The 24,130-nt window shown below is 65.8% G+C and carries 24 protein-coding genes and 1 pseudogene; 6 read left to right on the top strand and 19 right to left on the bottom strand.

Features of this window, described 5'->3' with window-relative positions; all coding sequences use genetic code 11:
* Positions 1 to 65: 65 nt before the first annotated feature.
* The gene (locus C1A30_RS10675; RefSeq protein WP_101948308.1) at positions 66 to 893 is read right to left on the bottom strand and encodes an SHOCT domain-containing protein; all 828 of its coding nucleotides are present in this window, start codon (positions 891 to 893) and stop codon (positions 66 to 68) included.
* Positions 894 to 1,026: 133 nt separating this feature from the next.
* Between C1A30_RS10675 and C1A30_RS10670 the strand changes: the two are divergent.
* Positions 1,027 to 2,157: pseudogene (locus tag C1A30_RS10670) on the top strand (MFS transporter); the annotation flags it as partial.
* A gap of 65 nt (positions 2,158 to 2,222) precedes the next feature.
* On the opposite strand, the gene C1A30_RS10665 reads toward C1A30_RS10670, so the two are convergent.
* The 10 genes from C1A30_RS10665 to C1A30_RS10620 all read right to left on the bottom strand — a co-directional run bounded on the left by C1A30_RS10665 (position 2,223) and on the right by C1A30_RS10620 (position 12,567).
* Complete coding sequence (locus tag C1A30_RS10665; RefSeq protein WP_101948307.1) at positions 2,223 to 3,155, bottom strand: cutinase family protein; 933 nt, start codon at positions 3,153 to 3,155, stop codon at positions 2,223 to 2,225.
* A 147-nt stretch (positions 3,156 to 3,302) separates the two neighbouring features.
* Positions 3,303 to 4,259, bottom strand: coding sequence for a hypothetical protein (locus C1A30_RS10660; RefSeq protein ID WP_101948305.1), 957 nt, complete (start codon positions 4,257 to 4,259; stop codon positions 3,303 to 3,305).
* Positions 4,260 to 4,372: 113 nt separating this feature from the next.
* Positions 4,373 to 5,665 (bottom strand): hypothetical protein, encoded by a 1,293-nt coding sequence (locus tag C1A30_RS10655; protein ID WP_101948303.1) that lies wholly within the window; start codon positions 5,663 to 5,665, stop codon positions 4,373 to 4,375.
* A 511-nt stretch (positions 5,666 to 6,176) separates the two neighbouring features.
* On the bottom strand, positions 6,177 to 7,367 hold the full coding sequence (gene tuf / locus C1A30_RS10650) for an elongation factor Tu (RefSeq protein WP_101948301.1): 1,191 nt from the start codon (positions 7,365 to 7,367) through the stop codon (positions 6,177 to 6,179).
* Between the two features lie 88 nt (positions 7,368 to 7,455).
* Positions 7,456 to 9,561: an elongation factor G gene (gene fusA, locus C1A30_RS10645; protein ID WP_101948299.1), complete on the bottom strand. Its 2,106-nt coding sequence runs from the start codon at positions 9,559 to 9,561 to the stop codon at positions 7,456 to 7,458.
* A gap of 72 nt (positions 9,562 to 9,633) precedes the next feature.
* Complete coding sequence (rpsG, locus tag C1A30_RS10640) at positions 9,634 to 10,104, bottom strand: 30S ribosomal protein S7 (RefSeq protein WP_066986953.1); 471 nt, start codon at positions 10,102 to 10,104, stop codon at positions 9,634 to 9,636.
* Positions 10,104 to 10,478, bottom strand: a complete 375-nt coding sequence (gene rpsL / locus C1A30_RS10635) for a 30S ribosomal protein S12 (RefSeq protein ID WP_007167812.1) — start codon at positions 10,476 to 10,478, stop codon at positions 10,104 to 10,106. The genes rpsG and rpsL overlap by 1 nt, the downstream gene beginning before the upstream one ends.
* 364 nt (positions 10,479 to 10,842) lie before the next feature.
* Complete coding sequence (locus tag C1A30_RS10630; RefSeq protein WP_101948297.1) at positions 10,843 to 11,430, bottom strand: TetR/AcrR family transcriptional regulator; 588 nt, start codon at positions 11,428 to 11,430, stop codon at positions 10,843 to 10,845.
* A 58-nt stretch (positions 11,431 to 11,488) separates the two neighbouring features.
* Complete coding sequence (locus tag C1A30_RS10625) at positions 11,489 to 12,022, bottom strand: DUF3558 domain-containing protein (RefSeq protein WP_200828235.1); 534 nt, start codon at positions 12,020 to 12,022, stop codon at positions 11,489 to 11,491.
* 2 nt (positions 12,023 to 12,024) lie between these two features.
* Positions 12,025 to 12,567, bottom strand: coding sequence for a DUF3558 domain-containing protein (locus tag C1A30_RS10620; RefSeq protein ID WP_101948295.1), 543 nt, complete (start codon positions 12,565 to 12,567; stop codon positions 12,025 to 12,027).
* 87 nt (positions 12,568 to 12,654) lie between these two features.
* Here C1A30_RS10620 and C1A30_RS10615 point away from each other — a divergent pair, with 87 nt between their 5' ends.
* Together C1A30_RS10615 and C1A30_RS10610 are read left to right on the top strand one after the other, a co-directional pair.
* The gene (locus C1A30_RS10615) at positions 12,655 to 13,032 is read left to right on the top strand and encodes a DUF3060 domain-containing protein (protein WP_101948292.1); all 378 of its coding nucleotides are present in this window, start codon (positions 12,655 to 12,657) and stop codon (positions 13,030 to 13,032) included.
* A gap of 1 nt (position 13,033) precedes the next feature.
* Complete coding sequence (locus C1A30_RS10610) at positions 13,034 to 13,432, top strand: DUF3060 domain-containing protein (RefSeq protein WP_101948290.1); 399 nt, start codon at positions 13,034 to 13,036, stop codon at positions 13,430 to 13,432.
* Here the strand turns inward: C1A30_RS10610 and C1A30_RS10605 are convergent.
* The 7 genes from C1A30_RS10605 to C1A30_RS10575 form a co-directional block, all read right to left on the bottom strand.
* The gene (locus tag C1A30_RS10605; protein ID WP_369974115.1) at positions 13,429 to 14,196 is read right to left on the bottom strand and encodes a crotonase/enoyl-CoA hydratase family protein; all 768 of its coding nucleotides are present in this window, start codon (positions 14,194 to 14,196) and stop codon (positions 13,429 to 13,431) included. The two genes, C1A30_RS10610 and C1A30_RS10605, sit on opposite strands and share 4 nt — an antisense overlap.
* Complete coding sequence (locus tag C1A30_RS10600) at positions 14,193 to 14,924, bottom strand: PaaX family transcriptional regulator C-terminal domain-containing protein (RefSeq protein ID WP_101948286.1); 732 nt, start codon at positions 14,922 to 14,924, stop codon at positions 14,193 to 14,195. Before C1A30_RS10600 ends, C1A30_RS10605 begins: the two co-directional genes overlap by 4 nt.
* A 4-nt stretch (positions 14,925 to 14,928) precedes the next feature.
* A complete protein-coding gene (locus tag C1A30_RS10595) occupies positions 14,929 to 15,867 on the bottom strand; it encodes a crotonase/enoyl-CoA hydratase family protein (RefSeq protein ID WP_101948284.1) in 939 nt (312 codons plus the stop codon).
* 88 nt (positions 15,868 to 15,955) lie between these two features.
* Positions 15,956 to 17,584: an acyl-CoA dehydrogenase family protein gene (locus C1A30_RS10590; RefSeq protein ID WP_101948281.1), complete on the bottom strand. Its 1,629-nt coding sequence runs from the start codon at positions 17,582 to 17,584 to the stop codon at positions 15,956 to 15,958.
* A gap of 17 nt (positions 17,585 to 17,601) precedes the next feature.
* Positions 17,602 to 18,696 (bottom strand): phosphatase PAP2 family protein, encoded by a 1,095-nt coding sequence (locus C1A30_RS10585; RefSeq protein WP_101948279.1) that lies wholly within the window; start codon positions 18,694 to 18,696, stop codon positions 17,602 to 17,604.
* Positions 18,697 to 18,773: 77 nt separating this feature from the next.
* Positions 18,774 to 19,526 carry a deoxyribonuclease IV gene (locus tag C1A30_RS10580; protein ID WP_101948277.1) on the bottom strand — a complete coding sequence of 251 codons (753 nt, stop codon included), beginning with the start codon at positions 19,524 to 19,526 and terminating at the stop codon, positions 18,774 to 18,776.
* Between the two features lie 38 nt (positions 19,527 to 19,564).
* The gene (locus C1A30_RS10575) at positions 19,565 to 20,140 is read right to left on the bottom strand and encodes a TetR/AcrR family transcriptional regulator (protein WP_101948274.1); all 576 of its coding nucleotides are present in this window, start codon (positions 20,138 to 20,140) and stop codon (positions 19,565 to 19,567) included.
* Positions 20,141 to 20,197: 57 nt separating this feature from the next.
* On the opposite strand from C1A30_RS10575, the gene C1A30_RS10570 reads away from it, so the two are divergent.
* From C1A30_RS10570 to C1A30_RS10560, 3 genes are all read left to right on the top strand, one after another.
* Complete coding sequence (locus tag C1A30_RS10570) at positions 20,198 to 21,007, top strand: acyl-CoA thioesterase II (RefSeq protein WP_101948272.1); 810 nt, start codon at positions 20,198 to 20,200, stop codon at positions 21,005 to 21,007.
* A gap of 108 nt (positions 21,008 to 21,115) precedes the next feature.
* Positions 21,116 to 22,096 carry a zinc-dependent alcohol dehydrogenase family protein gene (locus C1A30_RS10565; RefSeq protein ID WP_101948270.1) on the top strand — a complete coding sequence of 327 codons (981 nt, stop codon included), beginning with the start codon at positions 21,116 to 21,118 and terminating at the stop codon, positions 22,094 to 22,096.
* 17 nt (positions 22,097 to 22,113) lie between these two features.
* Positions 22,114 to 23,052 (top strand): NmrA family NAD(P)-binding protein, encoded by a 939-nt coding sequence (locus tag C1A30_RS10560; protein ID WP_101948268.1) that lies wholly within the window; start codon positions 22,114 to 22,116, stop codon positions 23,050 to 23,052.
* Positions 23,053 to 23,055: 3 nt separating this feature from the next.
* Here the strand turns inward: C1A30_RS10560 and C1A30_RS10555 are convergent, their stop codons facing one another.
* Positions 23,056 to 24,018 (bottom strand): calcium/sodium antiporter, encoded by a 963-nt coding sequence (locus C1A30_RS10555; protein ID WP_101948266.1) that lies wholly within the window; start codon positions 24,016 to 24,018, stop codon positions 23,056 to 23,058.
* Between the last annotated feature and the right edge of the window lie 112 nt (positions 24,019 to 24,130).

Here is a 24,130-nt window from a genome sequence, read left to right as displayed (position 1 = left end):
ACCGCATTCACTGGGGTCGCACGAAGCCTATGCGACTGCGGGTGAACCGCATTGCGGTTTGGACGTTAAAGGTCAGACAAGATCTGTTGGCGCTTGGCGTTGTACTCGTCCTCCGAGATAGCGCCGGTGGCGCGCAGCGTTTCCAGTTCCTGCAGGCGCTGCGCCGTGCTCGGTTCGGGCGGAGGAGCGTATGCGGGTGCCCCCGCAGGCGCTTGGGCCGCGGGCGCTTGCTGGGCCGCCGCGGCACGCCGGACAACGGCTTGCACTTGCGCGCGCGCCGAGGGATTCGAGCGCAGATCGATCATGTTGTCGAGCCCGATCCCGTTCGCCTTCAGGATCTGCAGGATCTCCATCAGCGGCCCAGCCTGTCCGCTGAGGTCGTAGGTCCTGTTGTCCTCGGCGATGGTGAAGTTCGCTGGCATCACGCCGGCTACCAATGCGCTTCGCTCCCAATCGATTTGGTATTCGTTGGTGGTGGGATCGACGAGAGCCACCAGTTTACGGTTGGTGATCATCGGCAACCGTGAGATCGAAGCGATGACACGGTCCTGGGATGCGAACGGCGCGATGCCGGGGCCGGAGATCTGCAGGTCGATTTTCACCAACGGCTGTTCGTTGATGCGGGTGCCGGTCTCGTGGATGCCGACGACCTGCGCCAGCGCCAGCACGCCGTGCTGTTCGAGCGCCTGAGTCTTGGCCGCGGACTTTGCGCCGAAGTTCGCCAGCGCCAACGCGATGAGCACGTCGGCGGCGGTGATGAGCAGGCCCACGAAGAACATCCACTTCAAGTACGTGCTCTGCCCCGTGGCGAAGTAGACCACCAAAAAGATGGGCCCGACGAGACCGCCACAGATGAGCACTATGATTTGGGCCTTGAGGTATCGCGCCAACATCTGCCACGCTCCTGTCGTTTGCCAGCTACGCGTGTCAGATTAGCGCCAAACCGGCGGTTGCGAGCCGTATCGTCAGGCCGTGACCGCTACGGAAGAGCCTGTGCGTTCCCGGTGGATCCTGGCGGGCGTGTCGATGGCGCTGTTCTGCGTCCAACTCGACTACTTCGCCATGAATCTCGCGCTGCCGCGGATGGCGCTGGACCTCGGCACCACCACACCTGATCTGCAATGGGTGATCAGCGTGTACATGCTGGCCCTTGGCGCGTTCATGGTCCCCGCCGGACGCATCGGCGACATCTTCGGCCGCCGGCGCGCGCTGCTCGCGGGCATCGCGCTGTTCGGGCTGGCGTCGGCGCTGTGCGCGTTGGCCCCCACCGCCGCGCTCGTCATCGCCTTTCGTGCCCTGCAGGGCGTCGGCGCCGCGCTGATCTTTCCGGTTTCGGTGAGTGTCCTGACGAACGCCTTTCCGTCCGTGCGTGCGAGCCACGCGATCGGGTTGGCTTACGGCATAGCGGGTTTGGGCAATGCGGCCGGTCCCCTGGTTGGCGGACTGCTCACCGAAACGGTCGGCTGGCGGTGGATCTTCTGGCTGAACGTGCCACTGACGCTGGGCGTGCTGGCGATCGGCGCACGCTACGTCACGGAATCCTTTGACGAGTCCGTGCCGCGTCGCATCGACATTGCAGGGCTGGCGCTGATCACCGTCGGAATCGGCTTGTTCACGTTGGCATTTGACCGCGCGCCTACGTGGGGATGGGTGTCGGGGCCGACCGTCGTCGCGTTCGGTTGTTCGGTTGCGGTGCTCGTCGCGTTCGTCGTCGTCGAGGCCCGCGTCCGGTGGCCGCTCGTCGACCTGTCGCTCATGCGCAACCCGCGGTTCACCACGCTCGTCGTCGCGGGCGTCGTGGCCAATGTCGCCTACGGTGTGATGATTTTCCTGTCGACAATCTACCTGCAGCAGGTGCGCGGACTGGATCCGCTCACAGCGGGCCTGGCGTTCCTCGGGCCGTCCGCAGGAGCCGCGCTGGGCGGCGTGTTGGCAGGCCGGCTCGCCGCGAGCAGGCCGCCGGTGCTGGTGATGGGCACCGTGACCGTTGCCGCTGCGGTGTCATTGGCGGCGCTGGCGGCGTCGAACGGCTGGGCGGTGTACCTGCCCGCGCTGACCGCGTGCGGGTTCACACTCGGCCTGGTCTATGCGTTCACGACGGTTGCGACCCAGGCGGTCGTCCGGCCTGAGCGGGCGGGTGAGGCCGCAGGCGTGACGCTCACCGCTTTGGTGACGCTGGCCGGGGTCGGTGTCGCGGTATCGGGAACCGTGCTGGAAATGCTTCAGCGCGAAGGGATGTCGCCGGCGGGCGCCGTCGACGCCATCGTGTTCGTGCTCGCGGCGCTGCTGCTGTCCGCCGGGGCGGTGGTGCTGTTCACGGCGCGAGTATCGATTTCGGAAGCCGAGGGCTGAGGGGCAGGTCCGAGCAGGAAATACAGTGGTCCCGTCCAGTCCAGCTTCTGTGTCTGGCCAAGACCGTAGCTGGTGTGCACGGCCACCCGCCGCGCGTAGGCAGGCGCGGAGTCGTCGGCGTCCTCGTCGTAGTCGCAGACCTCGTCGTTGAGATTGCAGACGCTGATGGTGCGGGCGCCAATCTCCGGGGTCAGCGGTGCGGGCGCGTGCGCGAGTATCGGCCAATCCTGCGCGACGCCCTTGCCGCGCTCGGGGATCCCGCTCGCGGTACCCAGGTTGAGGGTGGGGTCGTCGGGTCGCCGGTCGCCGTCGGCGATCAGCAGCACGGCGGCCAGGTTCGGGCTTGCGCCGAGCGCCTGCAGGTTCCGGTGGACCACCATTGCGCCCTGTGAGTAGCCGGCGAGCACAACCTTCGAGGTCGGACACTGCGCGACGAAGGTCGCGTATTGCTCGCCCAGCGCCTTCGCACCCTCATCGACGCTGCCCATGAATCCGAGCCAGGCCCCGACACCACCGTTCTCGTCGGGCACCGGCACCGCCGGATAATCGACCGCCTCGGCGGTCATCGTCCGGCCGTCGAGTTGTAGCTGCGTGGACAGGTCGTTGAACGACTCGTTCACCACCCGGCCCATGCCGTTGTAGGTCGTCAGATCGGTGCCGGTGCGCTCCCCGGACCCGGCCGCGCCCATCCAGTGCACGTCGGGGCACGCGGGATCCGCGGACGCGGTGGCAGTGGACAGACCGACGAATGCGGCGCCGGCCACCGCGGTGGCGCAGGCGACAGTGGTGAACTGACGAAACATGAACCCGACCCTTCTTCGGTCCCTACCAGGACCTACGCGGGGTTCATCGCCACATTCGCCGCATCTGTTACACCGCGCGGCAGAAAAGGGGCGCTGGGCCGCCGACGGTACGGTCGACGGCCCAGCGCGGACTGTGGTTATCTGTGGCTAGCCGCCGCTGTTGCTGCTGCTGCCGCCGCTGCTGCTGCCGTCGCTGGTTCCGCCGTTGCTGGTGCTCGACGAGTTCCCATTGCCGCTCGAGGTGTTCGTGCTCGAGTGGTTGTTCGACAGATTGCCGGATCCGACGCCAGAAGCGCTGGTGGTGGCGTTGCCGCCGATGGCGGTGCCACCGGTCGCGCGTCCGCTGGTGGCGCTGCCGCGGTTGGTGGCCGAACCACCCGTTGCGTTGCCACCCGTGGCCCTACCGCTGGTGACATCGCCGCTGGTCGCCTCGCCGCCTTCGCCGCCGGTGGCGTCCGCGTCGCCTGCGGTTTGATCGGTCGTAGCCTCACCGCCGGTGGCCGTTCCGGTCGTGCCACCCGTGGCGCTGTTCGGGCCGCCAGCAGCGGCGTTGCCCACCGGACCCAGGTTGGCGGCTTGCAGGGCTGCCGCGACTTCTGTGGCAATGCCACCGGTCGCGATCGGAATCGTCGCCCCACCTGCCGTAGCCCCGTTGAGGTTCGAGCCACCGAGTGCAGCACCGAGTCCTCCGATACCGCCCAGCGCCGGGTTGATGCCGACCGCCGGGTTGACCGCTGCGCCGCCGAGCGCCAACCCGCCGACCGGTACACCCGCTTCGACGGCGGTGCTCAAACCGCTGCCGCCCACCGCGGCGCCGCCAACCGCCGGTGCGGCATTCACCACGGTGGCGATGCCGAGGCTGAAGAGGTTGACCTGTCCGTTGCCGATGATGCCGGTGCCGAGCGCAAACTGGTTACTGTTGCCGTTGCCCTGTTGACCGAGCACTGTGTTGTTGTGCCCCAACGTGTCGTTGCCACTCAACAACCACCAGTCGGCGTGCGCCGCCGGCGAGGCCACCATCGACAGCGCACCAAATCCTATGGCGCTACCGGCGATTGCGCTGACCGCGATCGTCCTACTGCGCGCCCTGCGATACTTACTCATTCCTGAAGTCCCTCTCGTGTCGACGTATCTTTCGGTTGTCGAATGTGATGCAGTGCGACACCGAGCGGCGACACTGCCCATTCCGTTCACCTCATTCGCACCTCCTGCCCACCTCATCCATCTCCTGAGCCCCCTGAACCGCCTGGATCACCGGAGCCACCGGGTTCTCCGGCACCGCCAGCGCCGCTGGTGCCCGTCGTACCGCTGGTGCCCGTCGTGCCGCTGGTGCCGGTAGCACCGTTGGAACCCGTTGTGCCGCTCCCTGTTTCAAGCGCAGACGTTCCGGTGGAGCCCGTTACGCCGGACGTGCCCACCTCATTTGTGGTCCGTGATTGCGTCGCGCTGACCGAACTGGTGGTCGGAGTAGTGCTGGTGGACGTGACCTGAGTTGTGGACTGACTGCCACTGAGTTCACTTGGCCGAGGCGACAATCCGATATCCCCGACACTGACCTGGGTGTTCTCGATGTTGGTCGATCCGACCGCGGTCTGGGTGGTGTTGCCGTTGCCGGTGGTCCCGATCGCCACTCCGCCGGTCGTGGTCTGGCTGCCGTTACCGTTACCGGCGGCCTCGTTGGTGACGGCTGTGTTGCCGCTCTGGTTCGAACCGCCAAGACTCACTTGCGGATTGGTGATGTTCGAGGTACCGACCGCGGTTTGAGTGGTGTTGCCGTTGCCGGTCATGCCGCCGAGAAACAGCCGGACCACCGCCCCCAGCAGGCCACCGGGCTGCGCCCCGCTGGCCTGGCTGTAGTTGCCGTTGTTGGTCGCGGAGTTCGTGATGGCGGTGTTGTTGCTGACGTTGGGGCCGAAGATGCTGAACTGCGGGTTGAAGATGTTGCCGGAGAAGAACGCGAACTGCATGACGTTTCCGTTGCCGGCCATCCCGCCGAACCAGCTCGTCCAGAGGTTGGGGACGCTGGTCACCGAACTGTTGACGCCGTTGCCGTACCCGGACGCGATGTTGGTGTTGGCGGTGTTGTTGCTCAGGTTCCCGCCGAAGATGCTCGCCTGCGGGTTGAAGATGTTGAACGACAGGAAGCTGATCTGCATCGAGTTGTTGATCGGACCCGACGCCGCGCTGCCGATGACGAGCTCGAAGTTGAGCACCGAGTTGACCAGCCGGGTGACCGGATTGTTGAAGATGATGTTGTTGACGAGCGGATTGTTCAGCGTGCTGGTTGTCCCGTTGGCGCTCGTCGAGTTGTGACTGACGTTGCTGCCGAGAATCCCCAACTGCGGATCGAAGATGTTGCCCTGTAAGACGTTGATCCGCGTCTCGTTCGTGTGGCCATTCCCGTCCGGGGCACGGAACACGATGGACAACGCATGCACCGCGGGCGCCGTCACCTCGTAAGCGGCGCCGATGCAGATGACCGCGCCCCCGGCGACGACGACGCGCGTCAACGGAGATCGCTTCTGTGGCCGCCGGTGGGCAGCTGTCCTCGCTTGCAGCGGACCCTTGCCGCCACCTGAACCTGGATTCATTCCATGTCCTCCCTCCGCGTACCCGAAGTGGAAGATCTAGGTTGCTTGACGGACACGTTAAAACTTTGCTAGCAACTGTGTCAAGCGTCACACGCGGTTTGCAACGATCCGATTTGCGCAGAACTAGCTAAGGAGCGAATGACCAACCACCAGCTAATTGAGAGCACGTAACAGCGCCGAAAGCACTGTTGACGTGGACAGATAGCGCCAAGGGCGCCTCTGCGGCTGCGTTATGGGTGTGTCAATTGTTACACAAGCAAATTAACAGGACGATATAATTTCTTCGCGATCGTGACGAGAATTGTCGAATCCGTTGTTAACTCAGACGGCACCGAGTAGGGTGGCGCATCCGGCCTGGACGCGGGATCGCGCATACGAAAACGGCGCCCACCCGAAGGTGAGCGCCGCTTCGCGGTACTAGATCAGATCATCACTTGATGATCTTGGTAACCCGGCCGGCGCCGACGGTACGGCCACCCTCGCGGATCGCGAAGCGCAGGCCCTCGTCCATGGCGACGGGCTGGATCAGCTTGACGGAAATGTCGGTGTTGTCACCGGGCATCACCATCTCGGTGCCCTCCGGCAGCGTCACCACACCGGTCACGTCGGTGGTGCGGAAGTAGAACTGCGGACGGTAGTTGTTGAAGAACGGCGTGTGCCGGCCACCCTCGTCCTTGGACAGGATGTAGACCTGACCCTCGAACTCGGTGTGCGGCGTGGTGGTGCCGGGCTTCACGACGACCTGACCGCGCTCGACGTCCTCACGCTTGATGCCGCGCAGCAGCAGACCGACGTTGTCACCGGCCTGGCCCTGGTCGAGCAGCTTGCGGAACATCTCGACACCGGTGACCGTGGTCTTGGTGGTCGAGGGGCGGATACCGACGATCTCGACTTCCTCGTTCACGTTGACGACGCCACGCTCCACACGACCAGTGACAACGGTGCCGCGGCCGGTGATGGTGAAGACGTCCTCGACGGGCATCAGGAACGGCTTGTCGGTCTCGCGGACCGGATCCGGGATCGACTCGTCGACCGCATCCATGAGCTCCTCGACGCTCTTGACCCACTTCTCGTCGCCCTCGAGCGCCTTGAGCGCCGAGACGCGGATGACCGGAGCATCCTCGTCGAAGTCCTGGGCGGCGAGCAGTTCCCGCACCTCCATCTCGACGAGCTCGATGAGCTCCTCGTCGTCGACGGCGTCGGCCTTGTTCAGGGCGACCAGGATGTAGGGCACGCCGACCTGGCGGGCCAGCAGCACGTGCTCGCGGGTCTGCGGCATCGGGCCATCGGTCGCGGCGACTACCAGGATCGCGCCGTCCATCTGGGCGGCACCGGTGATCATGTTCTTGATGTAGTCGGCGTGACCGGGGGCGTCGACGTGCGCGTAGTGACGCTTCTCGGTCTGGTACTCCACGTGGGAGATGTTGATCGTGATGCCGCGCTGACGCTCTTCAGGCGCATTGTCGATCTGGTCGAATGCGCGCGACTCGTTCAAATCGGGGTACTTGTCGTGCAGAACCTTGGTGATTGCTGCGGTCAGCGTCGTCTTGCCGTGGTCAACGTGACCAATGGTCCCGATGTTGACGTGCGGCTTCGTCCGCTCGAACTTCGCCTTCGCCACTGTGTTGTCCTCCTGGACTGTGTTGGTGCTTGTTGTAAAGCAGTGTTGATCTTTGCAGTTGTGTGGTCCCGCCAGAACGGCGGGTCAGTTACTGACCCGTCGCCTTGGCGATGATTTCCTTCGACACGTTGGCCGGAACCTCGGCGTACGAGTCGAACACCATGGAGTAGTTCGCCCGGCCCTGGGTCTTCGACCGAAGGTCTCCGACGTAGCCGAACATCTCCGACAGCGGCACATGCGCCTTGACGACGCGTGCACCTGCCCGCTCCTCCATGGCCTGGATCTGACCACGGCGGGAGTTCAAATCGCCGATCACATCGCCCATGTAGTCCTCGGGCGTGGTGACCTCAACGGCCATGATCGGCTCCAGGATCACCGGTTGTGCTTGCTGCGCAGCCTTTTTCAGCACCTGCGAGCCGGCGACCTTGAATGCCATTTCCGACGAGTCGACCTCGTGGTAGGCACCGTCGAGCAGCGTCACCTTCAGGTTCACCAGCGGGTAGCCGGCGAGCACGCCGTACTGCATGGCGTCCTGCGCACCGGCATCCACCGACGGGATGTACTCACGCGGGATGCGGCCGCCGGTGACCTTGTTCTCGAACTCGTAGGTGGCACCGTCCTCGCCGGTGAACGGCTCGAGGTTGATGATGACCTTCGCGAACTGACCGGAGCCACCCGTCTGCTTCTTGTGGGTGTACTCGACGTTCTGCACCGGCCGCTTGATGGTTTCCCGGTAGGCGACCTGCGGCTTGCCGACGTTGGCCTCGACCTTGAACTCGCGCTTCATCCGGTCCACCAGGATGTCCAGGTGAAGCTCGCCCATGCCGCCGATGACGGTCTGGCCGGTCTCCTGATCGAGGTGCACCTTGAAGGTCGGATCCTCTTCGGCCAGCTTCTGGATCGCGGTGCCCAGCTTCTCCTGGTCGCTCTTGGTCTTCGGCTCGATGGCCACCTCGATAACGGGATCGGGGAAGGTCATCGACTCCAGCACGACCTGCTGGTTCGGATCCGACAGCGTGTCGCCGGTGGTGGTGTCCTTCAGGCCGATCACCGCGTAGATGTGCCCCGCGGAGGCCCGTTCGACGGGGTTCTCCTTGTTGGAGTGCATCTGGAACAGCTTGCCCAGCCGCTCCTTCTTGCCCTTGGTCGCGTTGATGACCTGAGAGCCCGAGTCGACCGTGCCCGAGTAAACCCGGATGTAGGTCAGCTTGCCGAAGAACGGGTGAGTGGCGATCTTGAACGCCAGCGCCGCGAACGGCTCGTCGGTGGTCGCGTGGCGCACCACCTCGTCGTCCTCCTTGCCAGGCAGATGACCGGTGGCAGCCGGCACGTCCAGCGGCGACGGCAGGTAGTCGACAACCGCGTCGAGCATCGGCTGCACGCCCTTGTTCTTGAACGCGCTGCCGCACAGGACGGGGTAGATCTCGGACGAGATCGTCAGCTTGCGGATCGCACCCTTGATCTCCTCGACCGAAAGCTCTTCTCCGCCAAGGTACTTCTCGAGCAGCGCCTCGTCGGTCTCCGCGACCGTCTCGAGCAGCTTGGTGCGGTACTCCTCGGCCTTCTCAGCCAGATCGGCGGGAATCTCGATGGTCTCGTAGGTCTCACCGAGCTTGGTCTCGCCACGCCACACCTTGGCGTTCATCTCGACCAGGTCGACGATGCCCTCGAAGTCGCCCTCGGCGCCGATGGGCAACTGGATCGGAATCGCGTTGGCGCCAAGGCGTTCCTCCATGGTGCGCACGGAGAAGTAGAAGTCGGCGCCGATCTTGTCCATCTTGTTGACGAAGCAGATGCGCGGCACGTCGTACTTGTCGGCCTGGCGCCAAACCTGCTCGGACTGCGGCTCCACACCCTCTTTGCCGTCGAACACGGCAACGGCACCGTCGAGCACGCGCAGGTTGCGCTCCACCTCGACGGTGAAGTCCACGTGTCCGGGCGTGTCGATGATGTTGAGCTGGTTGTCTTTCCAGAACGTCGTCGTCGCAGCGGAGGTGATGGTGATACCACGCTCCTGCTCCTGCTCCATCCAGTCCATGGTGGCGGCGCCGTCATGAACCTCACCGATCTTGTACGTGATACCGGTGTAGTAGAGGATGCGTTCGGTCGTCGTGGTCTTGCCGGCATCGATGTGGGCCATGATGCCGAAGTTGCGGACCTTGCTCAGGTCGGTAAGCACGTCCTTCTGTGCCACAGAAGTCTTCTCTTTCGCTTGATCGTTGCTGTTGTCTTTACGCCCGGTGCAGCACTGCCCCGGGCGACTGAATCACCAGCGGTAGTGCGCGAAGGCGCGGTTTGCCTCGGCCATCTTGTGGGTGTCCTCACGCCGCTTGACGGAGGCGCCCAGGCCGTTGCTGGCGTCGAGGATCTCGTTCGCCAGGCGCTCGACCATGGTCTTCTCGCGACGCTGCCGCGAGAAGCTGACCAGCCAACGCAGGGCCAGCGTGGTGGAACGGTCGGCGCGCACCTCGACGGGAACCTGGTAGGTCGCACCACCAACCCGGCGGCTGCGGACCTCGAGGGCGGGCTTGACGTTGTCGAGAGCGCGCTTCAGGGTGACCACCGGATCGGTGCCGGTCTTGTCCCGAGCCTGTTCGAGCGCACCATAAACAATGCGTTCAGCCAGCGATTTCTTCCCTTGCAGGAGAACTTTGTTGACCAGCTGGGTGACCAGCTGCGACCCGTAGACCGGATCGTTGACCAACGGACGCTTGGGTGCGGGGCCCTTGCGCGGCATCAGCTCTTCTCCTTCTTGGCGCCGTAGCGGCTGCGGGCTTGCTTACGGTTCTTCACACCCTGGGTGTCGAGCGAACCGCGGATGATCTTGTAGCGGACACCCGGCAGGTCCTTCACACGACCGCCACGCACCAGCACCATCGAGTGCTCCTGCAGGTTGTGGCCTTCACCGGGGATGTAGGCGGTGACCTCAACCTGGCTGGTCAGCTTGACGCGCGCGACCTTGCGAAGCGCCGAGTTCGGCTTCTTCGGGGTGGTGGTGTACACGCGAGTGCACACTCCGCGACGCTGCGGGCTGCCCTTGAGGGCCGCGGTCTTCACCTTGGCGATCTTGTCGCGGCGACCCTTGCGGACCAGCTGCTGAATGGTTGGCATCTACCGGCTTTCTGTGTTGCTTCTTCTTTTTTAAGTCTCTGTACTGCAGTTATGACCCATTCGCGTACCCCGCGATCGGGTGTGTCGCATGCGCCCGCCGCTAGATTTTCACTAGGCTTCGTGGACACGCGAATTGGCCCGGCGTGCAGGCATGCCTGTGAGTTTCACGTCGACAAGCGCCTTATCTGCCAGGCACGATCGTCCACAATACCAGCAGGGCCGCAGCCCCTCCAAACTCATGCTAGGTGGCCTAACCGCAGGTCAGGCCTAGCTCAAGCTACCCGCTCTTCGCGCAAGCGCTCATCGCCATTGTCTGCTCTTCGCGCAAGCGCTCATCCGCCTTGTCTGCTCTTCGCGCAAGCGCTCATCGCCGCTCCATGCCGGCCGCCAGCTTCATCACCATGTCGGTGAACACGGCGTCCGCGTCGATCCCGGTCATCGCGCCGGTCATCTCCAACAGCACGAAACCGTGCATCGCCGACCAGAACTCGAGTGCGGCGTAGAACGCCGCCTCGCCGTCCAGGCCGTACGACGCCAGCACCGAGATGACCGGGGCGGCGGCCGCCCTCGTCGCGTCAGTGAACTCCGGGTCGTCGCCGCCGAGCGGCATCCGGGTGAACGCCGAGTAGCGGCCGGGATGGTGGTGGGCGTAGCTGCGGTACGCGCTGGCCATCACCATCACCGCGTCGTCGCGAGTGCGGCCCTGGCCCACGGTGTTGAGCATCTCGATGATGTCGCCGACCACCCGCATCCGCACGCTGCGGCGCAGGTCCTCCAGGCTTTGGACGTGGTTGTACAGCGACGGGCCCTTGGTGCCCAACTGGGCGGCCAGCGCGTTGATGGTCAACGCGTCCCAGCCTTCCCGGTCGAGGAACGTCAGCGCAGCGTTGACGATGGAATCGCGGCTGAGCCGGGCGGGGCGTCGGCCGCTCGCTGACTGCGGAGCTGCCATGCCGCCCTCCTTCGGTCGAACTGATCAGGGAAAACTAACACCTCTAGTTTCCCAGGCATCAGTTGACGCGCTCTTGACTGAGCGCGGCGAGTTGCCCCGTGATCGCGCACAGATCGGGCAGCATCGCCGGATTCATCGTCTGGATCGACCACGTGATGACGTCGGTGCCCTTGGCGACGTAGATGCTGCAGGCGTTGGCGTCGTACGCCTTGAAACCCTTGTTGCCGTCGACGGACAACTCGGTCAGGGTGCGGCCCGCCTGCTGTTCGAGCGTCCGTTCGGTGTCCATGTCGCTGCCGCGATACCACCACGTCGAGATGCCCATGCCCTGGCCGAAGGTGCCGAGGACGGTGTTCTCCTGCCAGAAGCACCCGGCGTCGCTGACGACTGTCTTGGTGAACATCGACGAGCCGACGGCCTTGACGACGTCGGCATCGGTGACACCGTTGCAGTCGGCGCTGCGGAACCCCCCTGCGGGTGGCGGCGCCGAGGCCGCTGTGGACGGCGCGGGCTGATCCGCCGGACCGCAGCCCACCGCGAACGCCGCGACCGCGACCGCAACACACGCCACGACGGGGTTTTTGGCCGCCACGATCACAGGTCCGACTGCAGGGTGGCGGTGAGCAGTTTTTCGGCGTCGGGGCACGGGTCGCCGTTGCGTTGGCCGCGCAACTGCACCCACCAACTGAGCACCCCGGTGCCTGCCGCTGCGGTGGCCGAGCAGGCGGCGCCGGTGGTGTCGCGACGCGCGAGGAAGGCCTGATGCCGTTCGACGATCTTGTCGGTGATGGTGGCGCCGCGCTCGGCCGCCAGCGCGCGTTCGCGATCGAGGCTGCCCGCCTCGTACCACGAGAAGGTGACGTCCACCAAGGCCGATCCGCGGGAGAGGACGTACTGGCACACCGCACCGCTGTACGGCCGGACGATGTGGTCGGCGCCCATCGTCTGCTGAATCGAGCCGTCGACCAACAGGCCGCACCGGTCATTGACATAGCCGTAGCTGCGATCGGGATCGGGCACATCCGCTTGCGCCCGAATCGGCGTTCCGTCGACGGTCTGAGCACACCCTGCAACGGCCACCACCATTGTGGCCGCGGCAGCGGCCACCGCGGAAAAATAACGGGCACGCCAACGCATCGGTGCTCACGCTAACCCAGCACTGTCACCGAAGCGACTCATGCGAACCACTGTCCCGAGCGCCGATGCCCGTCGTAGGCTCCCTGCATGACATCGAAGGCTGTGGGTCGGACGCTGGCGGCATGCGCGCTCGCAATCCCGGTCGCGTTCGGCCTCGGGGCGCCTGCGGCGCAAGCGGCCAACGGCGATACACACGTCACGGGACAGGGCATCAACCAGACCATCGACTGCAATCAGTCGACGCTGATCGTCAACGGCACGGCCAACACGATCTACGCCGTGGGCAGCTGCTGGGCGGTGACGCTGCAAGGATCTTCGAACGTCGTGATCGCCGACAACATCGTCGACAACGTCATCGTGTACGGCAACGACCAGAGCGTGTTCTACAAGAGTGGGGATCCGGTGGTGTGGGACCGCGGCCGCGAACTGGGCATGGTCAACCGCATCGACAGGGTCGCCGCCTGACATGCGCGTCGCGCCCGCCATCGTCTGCTGCGCCGTCGTCGCGTTCGGATTGGCTGCCTGCGGGTCGGAAAGCAAGGACACCAACTCGCCGACGGCCACCGCGGGATCGTCAGGCGCGCAGATCGAGATCGGCAACACCATCAACTACGGGTCGTTCGGGACCACCGGCGACCTCGACTGCGCCGATGGGAAGTCGCTCAACGTCGGCGGCTCGAACAACACGCTGACGGTCAAAGGCACCTGCGCCAACGTGAACATCGGCGGCGCGGACAACAAGATCACCTTCGAGAAGGTCGACAAGGAACTGTCCGTCGTCGGCCTCAACAACACCGTCACCTACAAAGACGGTGACCCGAAGATCAACGACACCGGGTCGAACAACAAGATCAGCAAGGGCTAGGCGTTCGCGCCGTGGCGGCCTGCGCCGTCGGCGAATCGTGCTGCGCCCTGCAGTGATTCGGCTGCCACGCGCGAGATGCTGGCGAATTCGAAGTCCATCGCGTCGGCTTCGGAGCGTCCCCACTGGTTCAACGCCGACAGTCGATCGGATCGCATGCACTGCTGGGGCAGCTTCGCCAGTTCAGCGGCCAAGTCCTCGGCCCGTTGCCGCGCTTGACCTTTCGGCACGACACGGTTGGCCAGCCCGATGGCCAGCGCTTCGGCGGCGTCGACGGGGCGGCCGGTGAGGATCATGTCCATTGCCCGGCTGTGGCCGACGATCCGCGGCAGTCGCACTGTGCCGCCGTCGATCAGCGGCACGCCCCACCTCCGGCAGAAGACGCCGAACACCGCGTCCTCTTCGACCACCCGCATATCGCACCAGATCGCCAGCTCCAGTCCACCCGCGACCGCGTAGCCGCTGACCGCGGCGATCACCGGCTTGGACAGCACCATCCGGCTCGGACCCATCGGACCGGGTCCGCTGCGGTGCACCGGGTTGGCCTCCGGTGTGCCCATCGCCTTCAGATCGGCTCCGGCACAGAATGTTCCGTTGTCACCCCACAGCACGGCGACGGACGCCGAATCGTCCTTGTCGAACTCGTCGAATGCGGCGTACAACTCCGCCGCCGCCGCGCCGTTGACGGCGTTGCGCGCCTCCGGTCTGTTCATGATGACCGTCGTCACCGGCCCATTGCGTTCGACGCGCACGCCACCACTCGTCACGTTGCCTCCATCAGTTCGACACCATCGCGCCGCGCGACCAGTTCGGCGGCGAAGTCCGTATATGCCTTGCGCAGCGCGTCGCCCGGCCAATCGTCGGGCAGCAGTTCGTCGGGCAGCACCGGATCGGTCAGCAGGTGGCGCACCATAGCTGCGGCAGCGACGAACCGCCCGGGAACATCTGTGGCCGTAGCCATTTCGTCGAGAAGTTCACGGCCGACCCGCATCCAGTCCGGCAGATCCCACAGCTGGGCGGCCAGCTCGTCGGGCGCTTCGTCGCGGGACTGCAGCACCCGCACCCGGTCGCACACATCTTGCCCCAGCTCGATGTCCAGGTTGTCCGGCCGAAGCCAGACCCCTTCGCGCAATTCAGCGAACCGGTTTTCCTGCAGGGTGGTTCGTAGCGCCGCGCGGGTCCTGGCGTCGATGCCGATGCTGGTGATCACCAGGGTGGTCCAGCCGCCGTCCCACTTACGCTTGCGCGGATTGATCGCGTCGTCCTGGCGGCGTTGCCGGGCCAGCAGTCGGTCGGAGAGCCGGTAACCGTCTTCGGAGCGGATGAGGTCACCGGCGCTCACCATCCGGGTCAACGCGACCCGCACCGTCGGCTCGCGGATGTCGAAATCGGCTGTCAGCTTGATCAGGTCGCTCGCGGTGGCCCAGGCCGGGTGAGCGCCGAGCAGCACGCTCAGCACCACCGATCGGGCCGTCATCCGCGACAGGCTGGGCATGTCCTCAGACTCCCGATGCCTTCCGGCCGTAGTCGCCGAACGGTTCGTCGCGTTGCCGGACCGCCTCCCTGAAGCCGTGCTCACGGGACTGCGCGACGAACGCATGCCCCTCGGGGGTGTGCCTGGCGATGCCGTCGAAGACGGTGGAGATCATCGCGCTGTTGGCGGTGCCCTGGTTGTACAGCGCGGAGTTCATCGCGAGTTTGACCATGATGAGCTGGTTGACCGGGACCGCCGCGATGCGTTCTACCAGTCGCTCGGTGCGCTCGTCGAGGTCGTCGGGGCCCGGCGCCTCGACCGCGAGCCCCCACTCCGCGGCCTGGGCACCGGTGATGCAATCACCGGTCAGCAGAAGGCGTTTGGCTCGCTGATCGCCGAGCCGATGCGCCCACATACCTGCCGCGGGCACACCCCAGACCCGGGTCGGCGGATAGCCGATCTTGGCGTCGGCCGCCGCGATGACCTGGTCGGCGTGCAACGCGATGTCCGTGCCGCCTGCGACGCAGTAGCCGTGGATCTTCACCACCGTCGGCTTGTCGGCGTGCATCAGGCTGGAGAACCCGCGGACGAACCGACTCATCATCTGGTAGTCGATCATCGGGTCCCACGGCTGATCGGGTAGGTGATTGATCGCCTGCGTCTTACCGGAGAGCACAGTGTCCTGGTACGGGCTGCCGCCGCCCGCCGACGACGAGCCCTCGGCATACGCCGACAGGTCGAAGCCCGCGCAAAAGCCCTCTCCCCTACCGGAAACCAGGATGACGTGCACTGCCGGGTCGAGGTCGGCGCGCTCGACGAGCGCCGACAACTCCAGCGGCGTGTCCGCGACGATCGCATTGCCCTTCTCGGGCCGGTTGAACGTGATGCGGGCGACGCGATCGGTGACCTCGTAGGTCATCGTCTTCAGGTTGTCGAAGTCAACGGGCCTGATCGCGTGTGTCATGTAACGCTCCCTGGTTCGGCGAGCAGACGCAAAGTTGCCCTAAAAGCCGCCAAAATGGGCAACTTTGCGTCTGCTCGGCAGTGGAAACTCAGCCCTTGACCATCGCACGTTCGAGGATCGGCGCGAGATCCAGCCCCGTCGGCATGGTCCCGAACGCGCCGCCCCAGGCACCGCCCATGCGGGTGGCCAGGAACGCTTCCGCGACGGCGGGGTGGCCGTGGCGCACCAGCAGCGAACCCTGCAGGGCCAGGCAGATGTCCTCGGCGATCTTGCGGGCGCGGTACTGGATTGTCTCCAGGTCCTCCAGCGCGGGCCGCAGCGCCGCGACGTGGGCGTCCAGGCGGGGGTCCTGGCCTGCGGTCCTGCCGAGTTCGTCGAACAGCACGTCGACGCATTCTGGACGAGTTGCCATGGCGCGCAACGTATCCAGCGCGCTGACGTTGCCCGAACCCTCCCAGATGCCCATCAGCGGCGCCTCGCGGTACAGCCGCGGCATCCCGGACTCCTCGACGTAGCCGTTGCCACCGAAGCATTCCATCGCTTCGCCGGCGTGCGGGGTGGCGCGCTTGCACACCCAGTACTTGCTGGCCGCAAGGCCGATGCGACGCAGCAGCGTTTCGCGTTCGTCGCCGCGCACCGCGGCGTCGGTGGCACCCGCCATCCGCATCGCGACGATGGTGGCGGCTTCGGCCTCGACGGCGAGGTCGGCCAGCACGTTGCGCATCAGCGGCTGGTCAATCAGATACTGCCCGAACGCCTTTCGATGCTGGGCGTGGTGAATGGCGCGGGTCAGCCCGCTGCGCATGCTGGTGGCGCTGCCCAGTGTGCAGTCGAGCCGGGTGAGGTTGACCATCTCGATGATGGTCGGCACGCCGCGCCCCTCCTCGCCGACCAACCATGCGGTGGCGCCGTCGTATTCGACCTCACTGGAGGCGTTGGCGTGGTTGCCGAGTTTGTCCTTGAGCCGCTGCAGGAACATCCGGTTGCGGCTGCCGTCCGGCAGGACCCGCGGCAGGAAGAAACAAGACAGGCCGCCGGGCGCCTGAGCCAGGACCAGGAAGACGTCGCACATCGGTGCCGACGTGAACCACTTGTGCCCGCGCAGCGAGTAACTGCCGTCGCCGTTCGGCGTGGCCTGCGTGGTGCCCGCGCGGACGTCGGATCCGCCCTGCTTCTCGGTCATCGACATGCCGGCGGTGATGCCCACCTTGGTGTCGGGCACCTTCAGCTCAGGGTCGTATTCGCGGCTGGTGAGCAGCGGTTCGTAGATCGCCGCGAGTTCGGAGTTGTGGCGCAGTGCGGGCACGACGGCGTACGTCATCGAGATCGGACAGACGTGGCCGGGTTCGGGTGTCCACGCCGACATCTTGGCCGCGCGCACGACGTGAGCGCCGCGCCGGTCGTCGGCCCACGGCGCGGCATGCAGGCCATGGCCGATGGCCGCCCGCATCAACTCGTGGTAGGCGGGGTCGAACTCGACCTCGTCGACGCGATAGCCGTAGCGGTCGTGGGTGTGCAGGATCGGCTGGTTGCGGTCGGCCAATTCACCCCAACGCACCGCTTGCTTGCTGCCCGACAGCGCTCCGAGTTCGGTGACCTCGTCGAGCCCCCATTCACCGCCTTCGCGGATCAGCGCCTCGGTCAGGACCGGTGCGGTTGCGGGGTTGTAGTTCTCCAGGGTCGGGACCTGGTTGGTGACGACGTGCGTATCCGGCATGCCCTCATATTACAGTTTTACGACAGCTGCTCAAGAGTTGTAACATCCGCCGTCGGTTCGGCAGGCCGTCTCCGCCGGGAGTCGTACCACCGCAGGGCGCTCATCACGACGGCGGCCAGTAGCCAGCCGAGCAGGATGTCGACGAAGTAGTGCTCGGCGGTGTAGACCAGCGTGAACGCCATCACCAGCACGTATGCCACCAGCAGAGCACGCCATTTGCGTGAGACCCGGGTCCACAGGAACGCGGCGATCGCGGCGGTCAGGCCCGCATGCAGCGACGGGATGGCCGCCACCAGGTTGACGCTGGCCTGCCCCTGGTCGATCAACGCGCTGGCCGTTTGGAGGTTGAGCTTGCCCCAGCCCCGGCCGACGATCCGCTCGACCCAGTCGTTGGCACCGTTCTGCGTCGTGTGCATCGCGCCGAGCAGGCCGCCGTCGGGCACGCCACGGGGTGACCGGAACATGCACCGCGGGCCCGCAGGACCACCGTCGACGTCGGCGGCCGTGCATCTGGCCGCGGCCCACGGTGGTGCGGCGGGCAGCAGCGCGTAGATGAGCAGCGCCGTGAACGACAGCCCGACGAACAATCGGACGAACGCCTTCCACTCTTCTCGATCGCGCAGCCACAGCACCGCGGCGACGATGTACGGAAGGATGAAGAACGACATGTAGACGGTGCTGATCACGATTTCCCACCAGGGCGGGAACGGTTGCTTCAGGTGCTCCTGCAGCCACACCGTCGGGACCGTGCCGAAGAACAGCCAGCGATCCGCGTCGACCTGCCAATGCCACATCGTCGGCCGCCCGATCAGCGTCGCCGCCCCCCTGCTCAGGTCATACGCGACAAGCACCAGCGCGAACGGCAGCCAGTCGCGGATGACGTACAGCATGCGGCGACCCTGACCGATGCTGGCAGCCAGCAGCCCGGTGCAGATGTACAGCAGCAGCAGTTCGCGGTTGAACGCGAAACCCGTTGTGATTGTTCGATAGACGACGACCGCGGCCCATATCGCGACGGCGATGCGGCGCACGATGGTCAATCGGCGGTTGCGCGTACGGTCCGCTTCCTGGAGGCGGACCAAGGCAATTGGCGAGTCATCGACTGCCGACACTCAATGCAGCGTAGTTCACCGAGGGGTTACCGCAGGTTAGGTGACCGTTCGGTTATCGAACCGTGCCTTGGGCCGGACTATCCCACGTGCTCGCGCAGAAAGGCGATGTCGTCCTTGCGGCCTTCATCTGCGGTTTCGCAGATCACCGGCGCGTCGGCGGCCGTGACGACGGCGACCAGCAGTTCGGGATCGATCTGCCCGGTGCCGAAGTTGGCGTGCCGGTCGGCGCCCGAGCCCGCGGCGTCGCGAGAGTCATTGCAGTGCACCAGGTCGATGCGGCCGGTGATGCTCATGATCCGCTCGACCGCGTCGATGAGCTTTTCGCCCGCGGCCCAGGCGTGGCAGGTGTCGAGGCAGAACCCGATGCCTTTGTCGCCGATGTGGTCCCACAGCCGGGCGATGGTGTCGAAATGCCTGGCCATCGCGTGGTCGCCACCCGCGGTGTTCTCCAGATACACCGGTACGTCGGTCTCCAGGTAGTCCAGCGCCTTGCGCCAGCGCTCGAAGCCGGCCTCCCAGTCGTTGTCGTCGGCGTGTCCGCCGTGCACGATCACCGCGGTGGCGTTGATCTCGGCCGCCGCATCGCAGGTGTCCTGCAGGATCTTGCGCGAGGGGATGCGCACCCGGTTGTTGGCCGAGGCGACATTGATCAGGTAGGGCGCATGCACGTACAGCGGCACGGTCGACGCCTTCAGCACCGCGGCGTCTTCCCGCGGCTTCGGCTTCTTCCAGCTCTGCGGGTTGCCGAGGAAGAACTGCACCACGTCGGCACCGTCGGCCGCGGCGTCGGCCAGGGGGTCGTCTCCGTGCACATGCGAACCGATCAACACATGGTCGAGTCTAGGCGGGCCACCCGACACCGCTCAGGTCAGCGGCACGCGTCGTCGATCAGTTGTGCGGCGGCGGATCGGGCGTGCAGCAGCGCGGCGGTGTCGTTGAGCGATGTCGCCAACGCCGTCGCACCTTCGAACAGCACCATCAGGTGATTGCCGAGCGCGTACGGGTCGCGGGCCCCGGCTTCCTGCGCCACCGCGATCAGCCGTTCGGTGAAGCGGCGCTTGTGCGACCGGACCAGCTCGTCGACGCCGGTCCAGGTGCCCGCCGATTCGACCGCGGCGTTGTGGAACGGGCAGCCGCGGAAGCGTTCCACCGGTGGCACGTCGAAGACCGCCAGCAACCGCTCGCAGGGCGCCAGGTCCGCCCGGTCCAGTGGATGCTCCATCGGTGTGCCCGACTCATCGAGCGTGCGGAGGTAGTTCTCGACGAGTTCGGTCTTGGTCGAGAAGTGTTGGTACAGCGTCCGTTTGGACACCTTGGCGTGCTGGATGATGGTCTCGATGCCGGTGGCGTTGATGCCGTTGCGATAGAACAGCTTGGCGGCTGCGGCGGCCAACCGCTCGCGCGCTCCCCTGCCACCGCTGCGCGTGGCCGCCTCCCTGGTCATGCCGCCGAGTATACCGATCGGTACCCTTCGTCGGATGACGACGAAGGAGACGGTCTGATGGTCCACTCGTTCGACGCGGCGATCCGACTCGAGCCAGATTCTGAGCGGGTGATGCTCGGCCGCACCATCCCCGAGTACGGCAATGCGGTGGGCCCCTTCGGCGGTACCACTGCGGCGGTGCTGCTGCACGCCATGGAGTTGCAGCCCGACCGGGTCGGCGATCCGGTGGCGCTCACCGTCAACTTCGCCGCACCGATCGCCGACGGCGATTTCCGAATCGAAACGACACTGGTGCGCGCTAACCGCTCCAACCAGCACTGGACGGCCTCACTCACCCAGTCTGCTGGTGTGATGTCAACCGCCACAGCGGTTTTCGGAACCCGCCGCAATGCCTGGTCGAGCACCGAGGCGGTGCTGCCCGATGTGCCACAGCCTGAGTCCGTCGAGCGGGTGCCCGGGCCGGAAGGCGTGGTGTTCCTGCAGAACTTCGACCTTCGCTTCGTCAGCGGTCCACCGCCGGCCGACGGCATCGCCAGGTCATCGTCGACGACCACGCTCTGGGTGCGCGACGATCCCGCCCGGAAGTTGGATTTCAGCGGCCTGGCCGCGCTGTCCGATATCTTCTATCCGCGGGTGTTTCTGCGTCGGGGCATGCCCGTGCCGGCTGGCACGATCTCGATGACGACGTACCTCCACGTCGACGCCGCTGAACTCGCGGACGTGGGCGACGACTACATCCTGGCCACCGCGCAGGGCCAGCAGTTCGCGCGCGGTTATTTCGACCAGCGGGCCCAACTGTGGTCGCGCAGCGGCACCCTGCTGGCCACGTCCAACCAGGTCGTCTACTACAAGAACTCCTTCGGCTGACTACCCGACACCGAGCGGTATTCCCGAATATCGTGAATATCACCAGGTCTGGCGCTCTGGATACCGATCGGTGTACTTTGATGCGCAGCATCGAAGTAGGAGGTTTCCATGCGCCACCTTGTCCTGACCGAATTCGGGCAACCTGACACGTCCGTCCACCTGGTGGACGGCTCCGACGCGGCGCCAGGGCCCGGCCAGGTGTCGGTTCGCCTCGAGGCCGCCGCGATCAACCCGTCCGATCTGCTGCTGGTGCAAGGCAAATACCTCGCACGGCCTACGCCGCCTGCGACCGTCGGCGCGGAGGGCGTCGGCATCGTGGACGCTGCGGGGTCCGGCGTCGACGGCGGCGTCGTCGGCAAGCGGGTGATCGTGCTCCCCACCTACCAATACGGCACCTGGTCCGAACAGGTGATCGTGGCCGCGAACGACATCGTCGAGGTGCCCGACGCCGATCCGCTGCAGTTGGCGATGGTGAGCATCAACCCACCGACCGCGCACCTGTTGCTCGAGCGCGCCGATCTGAAGGTCGGCGACTGGGTCGGGCAGACCGCGGCGAACTCGGCGGTCGGCAGGCTGGTGGTGGCGCTGGCCAAGCGGCGGGGACTGAAGACGCTCAACGTGGTACGCCGTGAAGACGCGGCGGCCGAGATCCGCAGCGCCGGAGGCGATGTCGTGCTGGTCAGTGGCGATACCCTGGCCGCCGACATCGAAAGCACACTCGACGGCGAACAGCTGAGCCTGGTGCTGGATCCGCTCGGCGGCACTCTGGCCTCGGATCTGCTCGGCGCGTTGAAGTTCGGCGGCACGGCCGTCACGTACGCCTCGTTGACAGGCGCGCCGACCGGCCCGTCGTCGGCCGCGCTTTTCTCCAAAGAAATTCGCTTCACCGGATTCTGGCTGGGCAACTGGTATGCCCGCGCGCCGCGGCGGGAAGTCGCCGCAACGCTTTCCCACCTCGCGGGTTTGGTGGCCGACGGCGAATTGTCGGTGCCCGTCGAGGCGACCTATCACTTGAGCGACTACCGCAAGGCCTTCGAGCACGCCCAGACCACCGAGCGCGGCGGCAAAGTTCTGTTCACCTTCGACTGACACGAAAGACGAGATGCATGGCTGACAATCCGATTCTGGTGACCGGCGCGACGGGGCGCCACGGCGGTACCGGCGAATTCCTGGTGCGACGATTGCGTGAGCACGGCCGACCAGTGCGGGTGCTGGCCCGCACGCTCAGCGAGCGCACCGAGCGGCTCGCGGAACTCGGCGCCGAGATCGTCATCGGGGATCTGCACGACCGCCGAACACTGTTGCCCGCCTTGGCCGATGTGGACCTCGCCTACTTCACGTATCCGATCGACGCAGGCATCATCCCGGCCGCCGCCAACTACGCCGCGGCTGTCCGTGAGGTGGGACGGCAACCCCGTACGGTCGTGATGTCGATGGGGCCTGCCCAACCCGGCAGCCTCAGCAGTCTCGGTCGCGCGCAGTGGCTGGCCGAGGAGATTCTGCAGTGGGCCGGCCTCGATCTGCTGATCCTTCGCGTCGTGGCGTTGTTCCACGAGAACCTTGTTGTCCTACACAGCGATTCGGTCCGCCAACAGGGACTGATTCGCAACTCGTTCGGTCCCGGCGAGGTCGCCTGGATCAGTGGCCGCGATGCCGCGGAGTTGGGGCTGGCGGCGCTGCTGCATCCCGAGCGGTTCGCCGAATCCATCTACTACGCGAAGGGGTCGGAGCTGTTCAGCCACGCCGACATCGCCGAGTTGCTCACCGAACTCACCGATTCCCGCGTTCGGTTCGAGCCTGTCACGCTGGAGGAATGGCGCTACGACCTCGAGCAATTGGCCCGCTCGGGCGGCCAGGACGTAGTCAATCTTTCGATGGCACAACACATCTCCGCGGTCGGACATACGGTCGCGACAGCCGGGCGTACGCTGCCCGCCGACAGCGCCGCGCTGGCCGCGCTGATCGGCCGCGAGCCGGTCACCATGCGCGAGTTCCTCGAGGCCAACCTGGACGGCTTCACCGCGCAAGTGCGGCAACCGATCTGATCGTCACGTCTGCGTCAGGAGCAGGAAGGCCAGGAATGCAGCGTACGCGCAGACCAGCGCGCCGCCCTCGAAACGGCTGACCCGTCGGCCCGACACGAAGATCGGAACGCAGACGAGGGCGACGGCCACCATGATCGGGATGTCGATGCGCACCATCTCCGGAGGCAACGTCAGACCGTGCGCGGGAACCAGGCATGTGACGCCGAGGATTAGCAGTATGTTGTAGATGCTGCTGCCGAGCAGGTTCCCGATGGCGATGTCACGCTCACCGCGCACGGTGGACACCACGGTGGTGACCAGTTCGGGCGCGGAGGTCCCGACGGCTACCACTGTGAGCCCGATCAACGCATCGGACACCCCGAAACCGCGAGCCATGCCGACTGCCGCGTCGACAAGCCGTTCGGCGCCCAGCACGATGATCACAATGCCTATCAGCGTCATGCCGACGTGTAACCCGGTGCGCTCTGACCGCGCTTTCGAAAAGGCCTCGGTGAATTCGGTTGTCACATCCTGATTCTCACGTCGGGCCGCACGCACCACCGCGATGGTGTAGACGACTGCGCCGAGGGCCATCACGAGGCCGTCGAATCGCGAAAGCACACCGTCGGCCGCCAACAGCCACAGCAGCGCCGCCGCGCCTGCCATCACCGGCAACTCGAACCGCAGCGTGCGAATCTGCAGGCTCAGCGGCACGAGCAAGGCGCTCAGCCCGAGCACCAGCAGCAGGTTGACGACGTTGGTGCCCGTGATGTTGCCGACCGCCAGCGCGCCGTTGTCATCGAGCGCCGCGACCACACCCACCGCCAGCTCGGGCATGCTCGTGCCGATCGACACCACGGTCAGACCGACGACGATCGGGCTGATGCCGAAGCGCGCGGCGACTCGCGCGCCTCCGCGCACCATCACCTCAGCGCCGACGACCAGCGCGGCCAACCCCGCAAGGAACCATGCCGCGTTCGCCACCACCCGTCGAGTGTGGGCTTCTATCACGCGGAATGGACGCGAACCGTGCCGGTAACCCACGTTCGGCGCATTGACCAGCCAACGAAAAAGCCCCCGCGCGAGGCGGGGGCAATTC

The organism is Mycobacterium sp. 3519A, from assembly GCF_900240945.1.
Taxonomy (GTDB): Bacteria; Actinomycetota; Actinomycetes; order Mycobacteriales; family Mycobacteriaceae; genus Mycobacterium.
The sequence above is the reverse complement of the archived record's forward strand: the minus strand, read 5'-3'. Positions and strand labels throughout refer to the sequence as shown.

Excerpts from the sequence above, each read along its gene's own strand:
- C1A30_RS10675 (WP_101948308.1), bottom strand. The coding sequence starts at position 893 with ATGTTGGCGCGATACCTCAAGGCCCAAATCATAGTGCTCATCTGTGGC.
- C1A30_RS10665 (WP_101948307.1), bottom strand. The coding sequence starts at position 3,155 with ATGTTTCGTCAGTTCACCACTGTCGCCTGCGCCACCGCGGTGGCCGGC.
- C1A30_RS10660 (WP_101948305.1), bottom strand. The coding sequence starts at position 4,259 with ATGAGTAAGTATCGCAGGGCGCGCAGTAGGACGATCGCGGTCAGCGCA.
- rpsG (WP_066986953.1), bottom strand. The coding sequence starts at position 10,104 with ATGCCGCGCAAGGGCCCCGCACCCAAGCGTCCGTTGGTCAACGATCCG.
- rpsL (WP_007167812.1), bottom strand. The coding sequence starts at position 10,478 with ATGCCAACCATTCAGCAGCTGGTCCGCAAGGGTCGCCGCGACAAGATC.
- C1A30_RS10630 (WP_101948297.1), bottom strand. The coding sequence starts at position 11,430 with ATGGCAGCTCCGCAGTCAGCGAGCGGCCGACGCCCCGCCCGGCTCAGC.
- C1A30_RS10620 (WP_101948295.1), bottom strand. The coding sequence starts at position 12,567 with ATGCGTTGGCGTGCCCGTTATTTTTCCGCGGTGGCCGCTGCCGCGGCC.
- C1A30_RS10615 (WP_101948292.1), top strand. The coding sequence starts at position 12,655 with ATGACATCGAAGGCTGTGGGTCGGACGCTGGCGGCATGCGCGCTCGCA.
- C1A30_RS10610 (WP_101948290.1), top strand. The coding sequence starts at position 13,034 with ATGCGCGTCGCGCCCGCCATCGTCTGCTGCGCCGTCGTCGCGTTCGGA.
- C1A30_RS10600 (WP_101948286.1), bottom strand. The coding sequence starts at position 14,924 with ATGCCCAGCCTGTCGCGGATGACGGCCCGATCGGTGGTGCTGAGCGTG.
- C1A30_RS10595 (WP_101948284.1), bottom strand. The coding sequence starts at position 15,867 with ATGACACACGCGATCAGGCCCGTTGACTTCGACAACCTGAAGACGATG.
- C1A30_RS10590 (WP_101948281.1), bottom strand. The coding sequence starts at position 17,584 with ATGCCGGATACGCACGTCGTCACCAACCAGGTCCCGACCCTGGAGAAC.
- C1A30_RS10575 (WP_101948274.1), bottom strand. The coding sequence starts at position 20,140 with ATGACCAGGGAGGCGGCCACGCGCAGCGGTGGCAGGGGAGCGCGCGAG.
- C1A30_RS10570 (WP_101948272.1), top strand. The coding sequence starts at position 20,198 with ATGGTCCACTCGTTCGACGCGGCGATCCGACTCGAGCCAGATTCTGAG.
- C1A30_RS10565 (WP_101948270.1), top strand. The coding sequence starts at position 21,116 with ATGCGCCACCTTGTCCTGACCGAATTCGGGCAACCTGACACGTCCGTC.
- C1A30_RS10560 (WP_101948268.1), top strand. The coding sequence starts at position 22,114 with ATGGCTGACAATCCGATTCTGGTGACCGGCGCGACGGGGCGCCACGGC.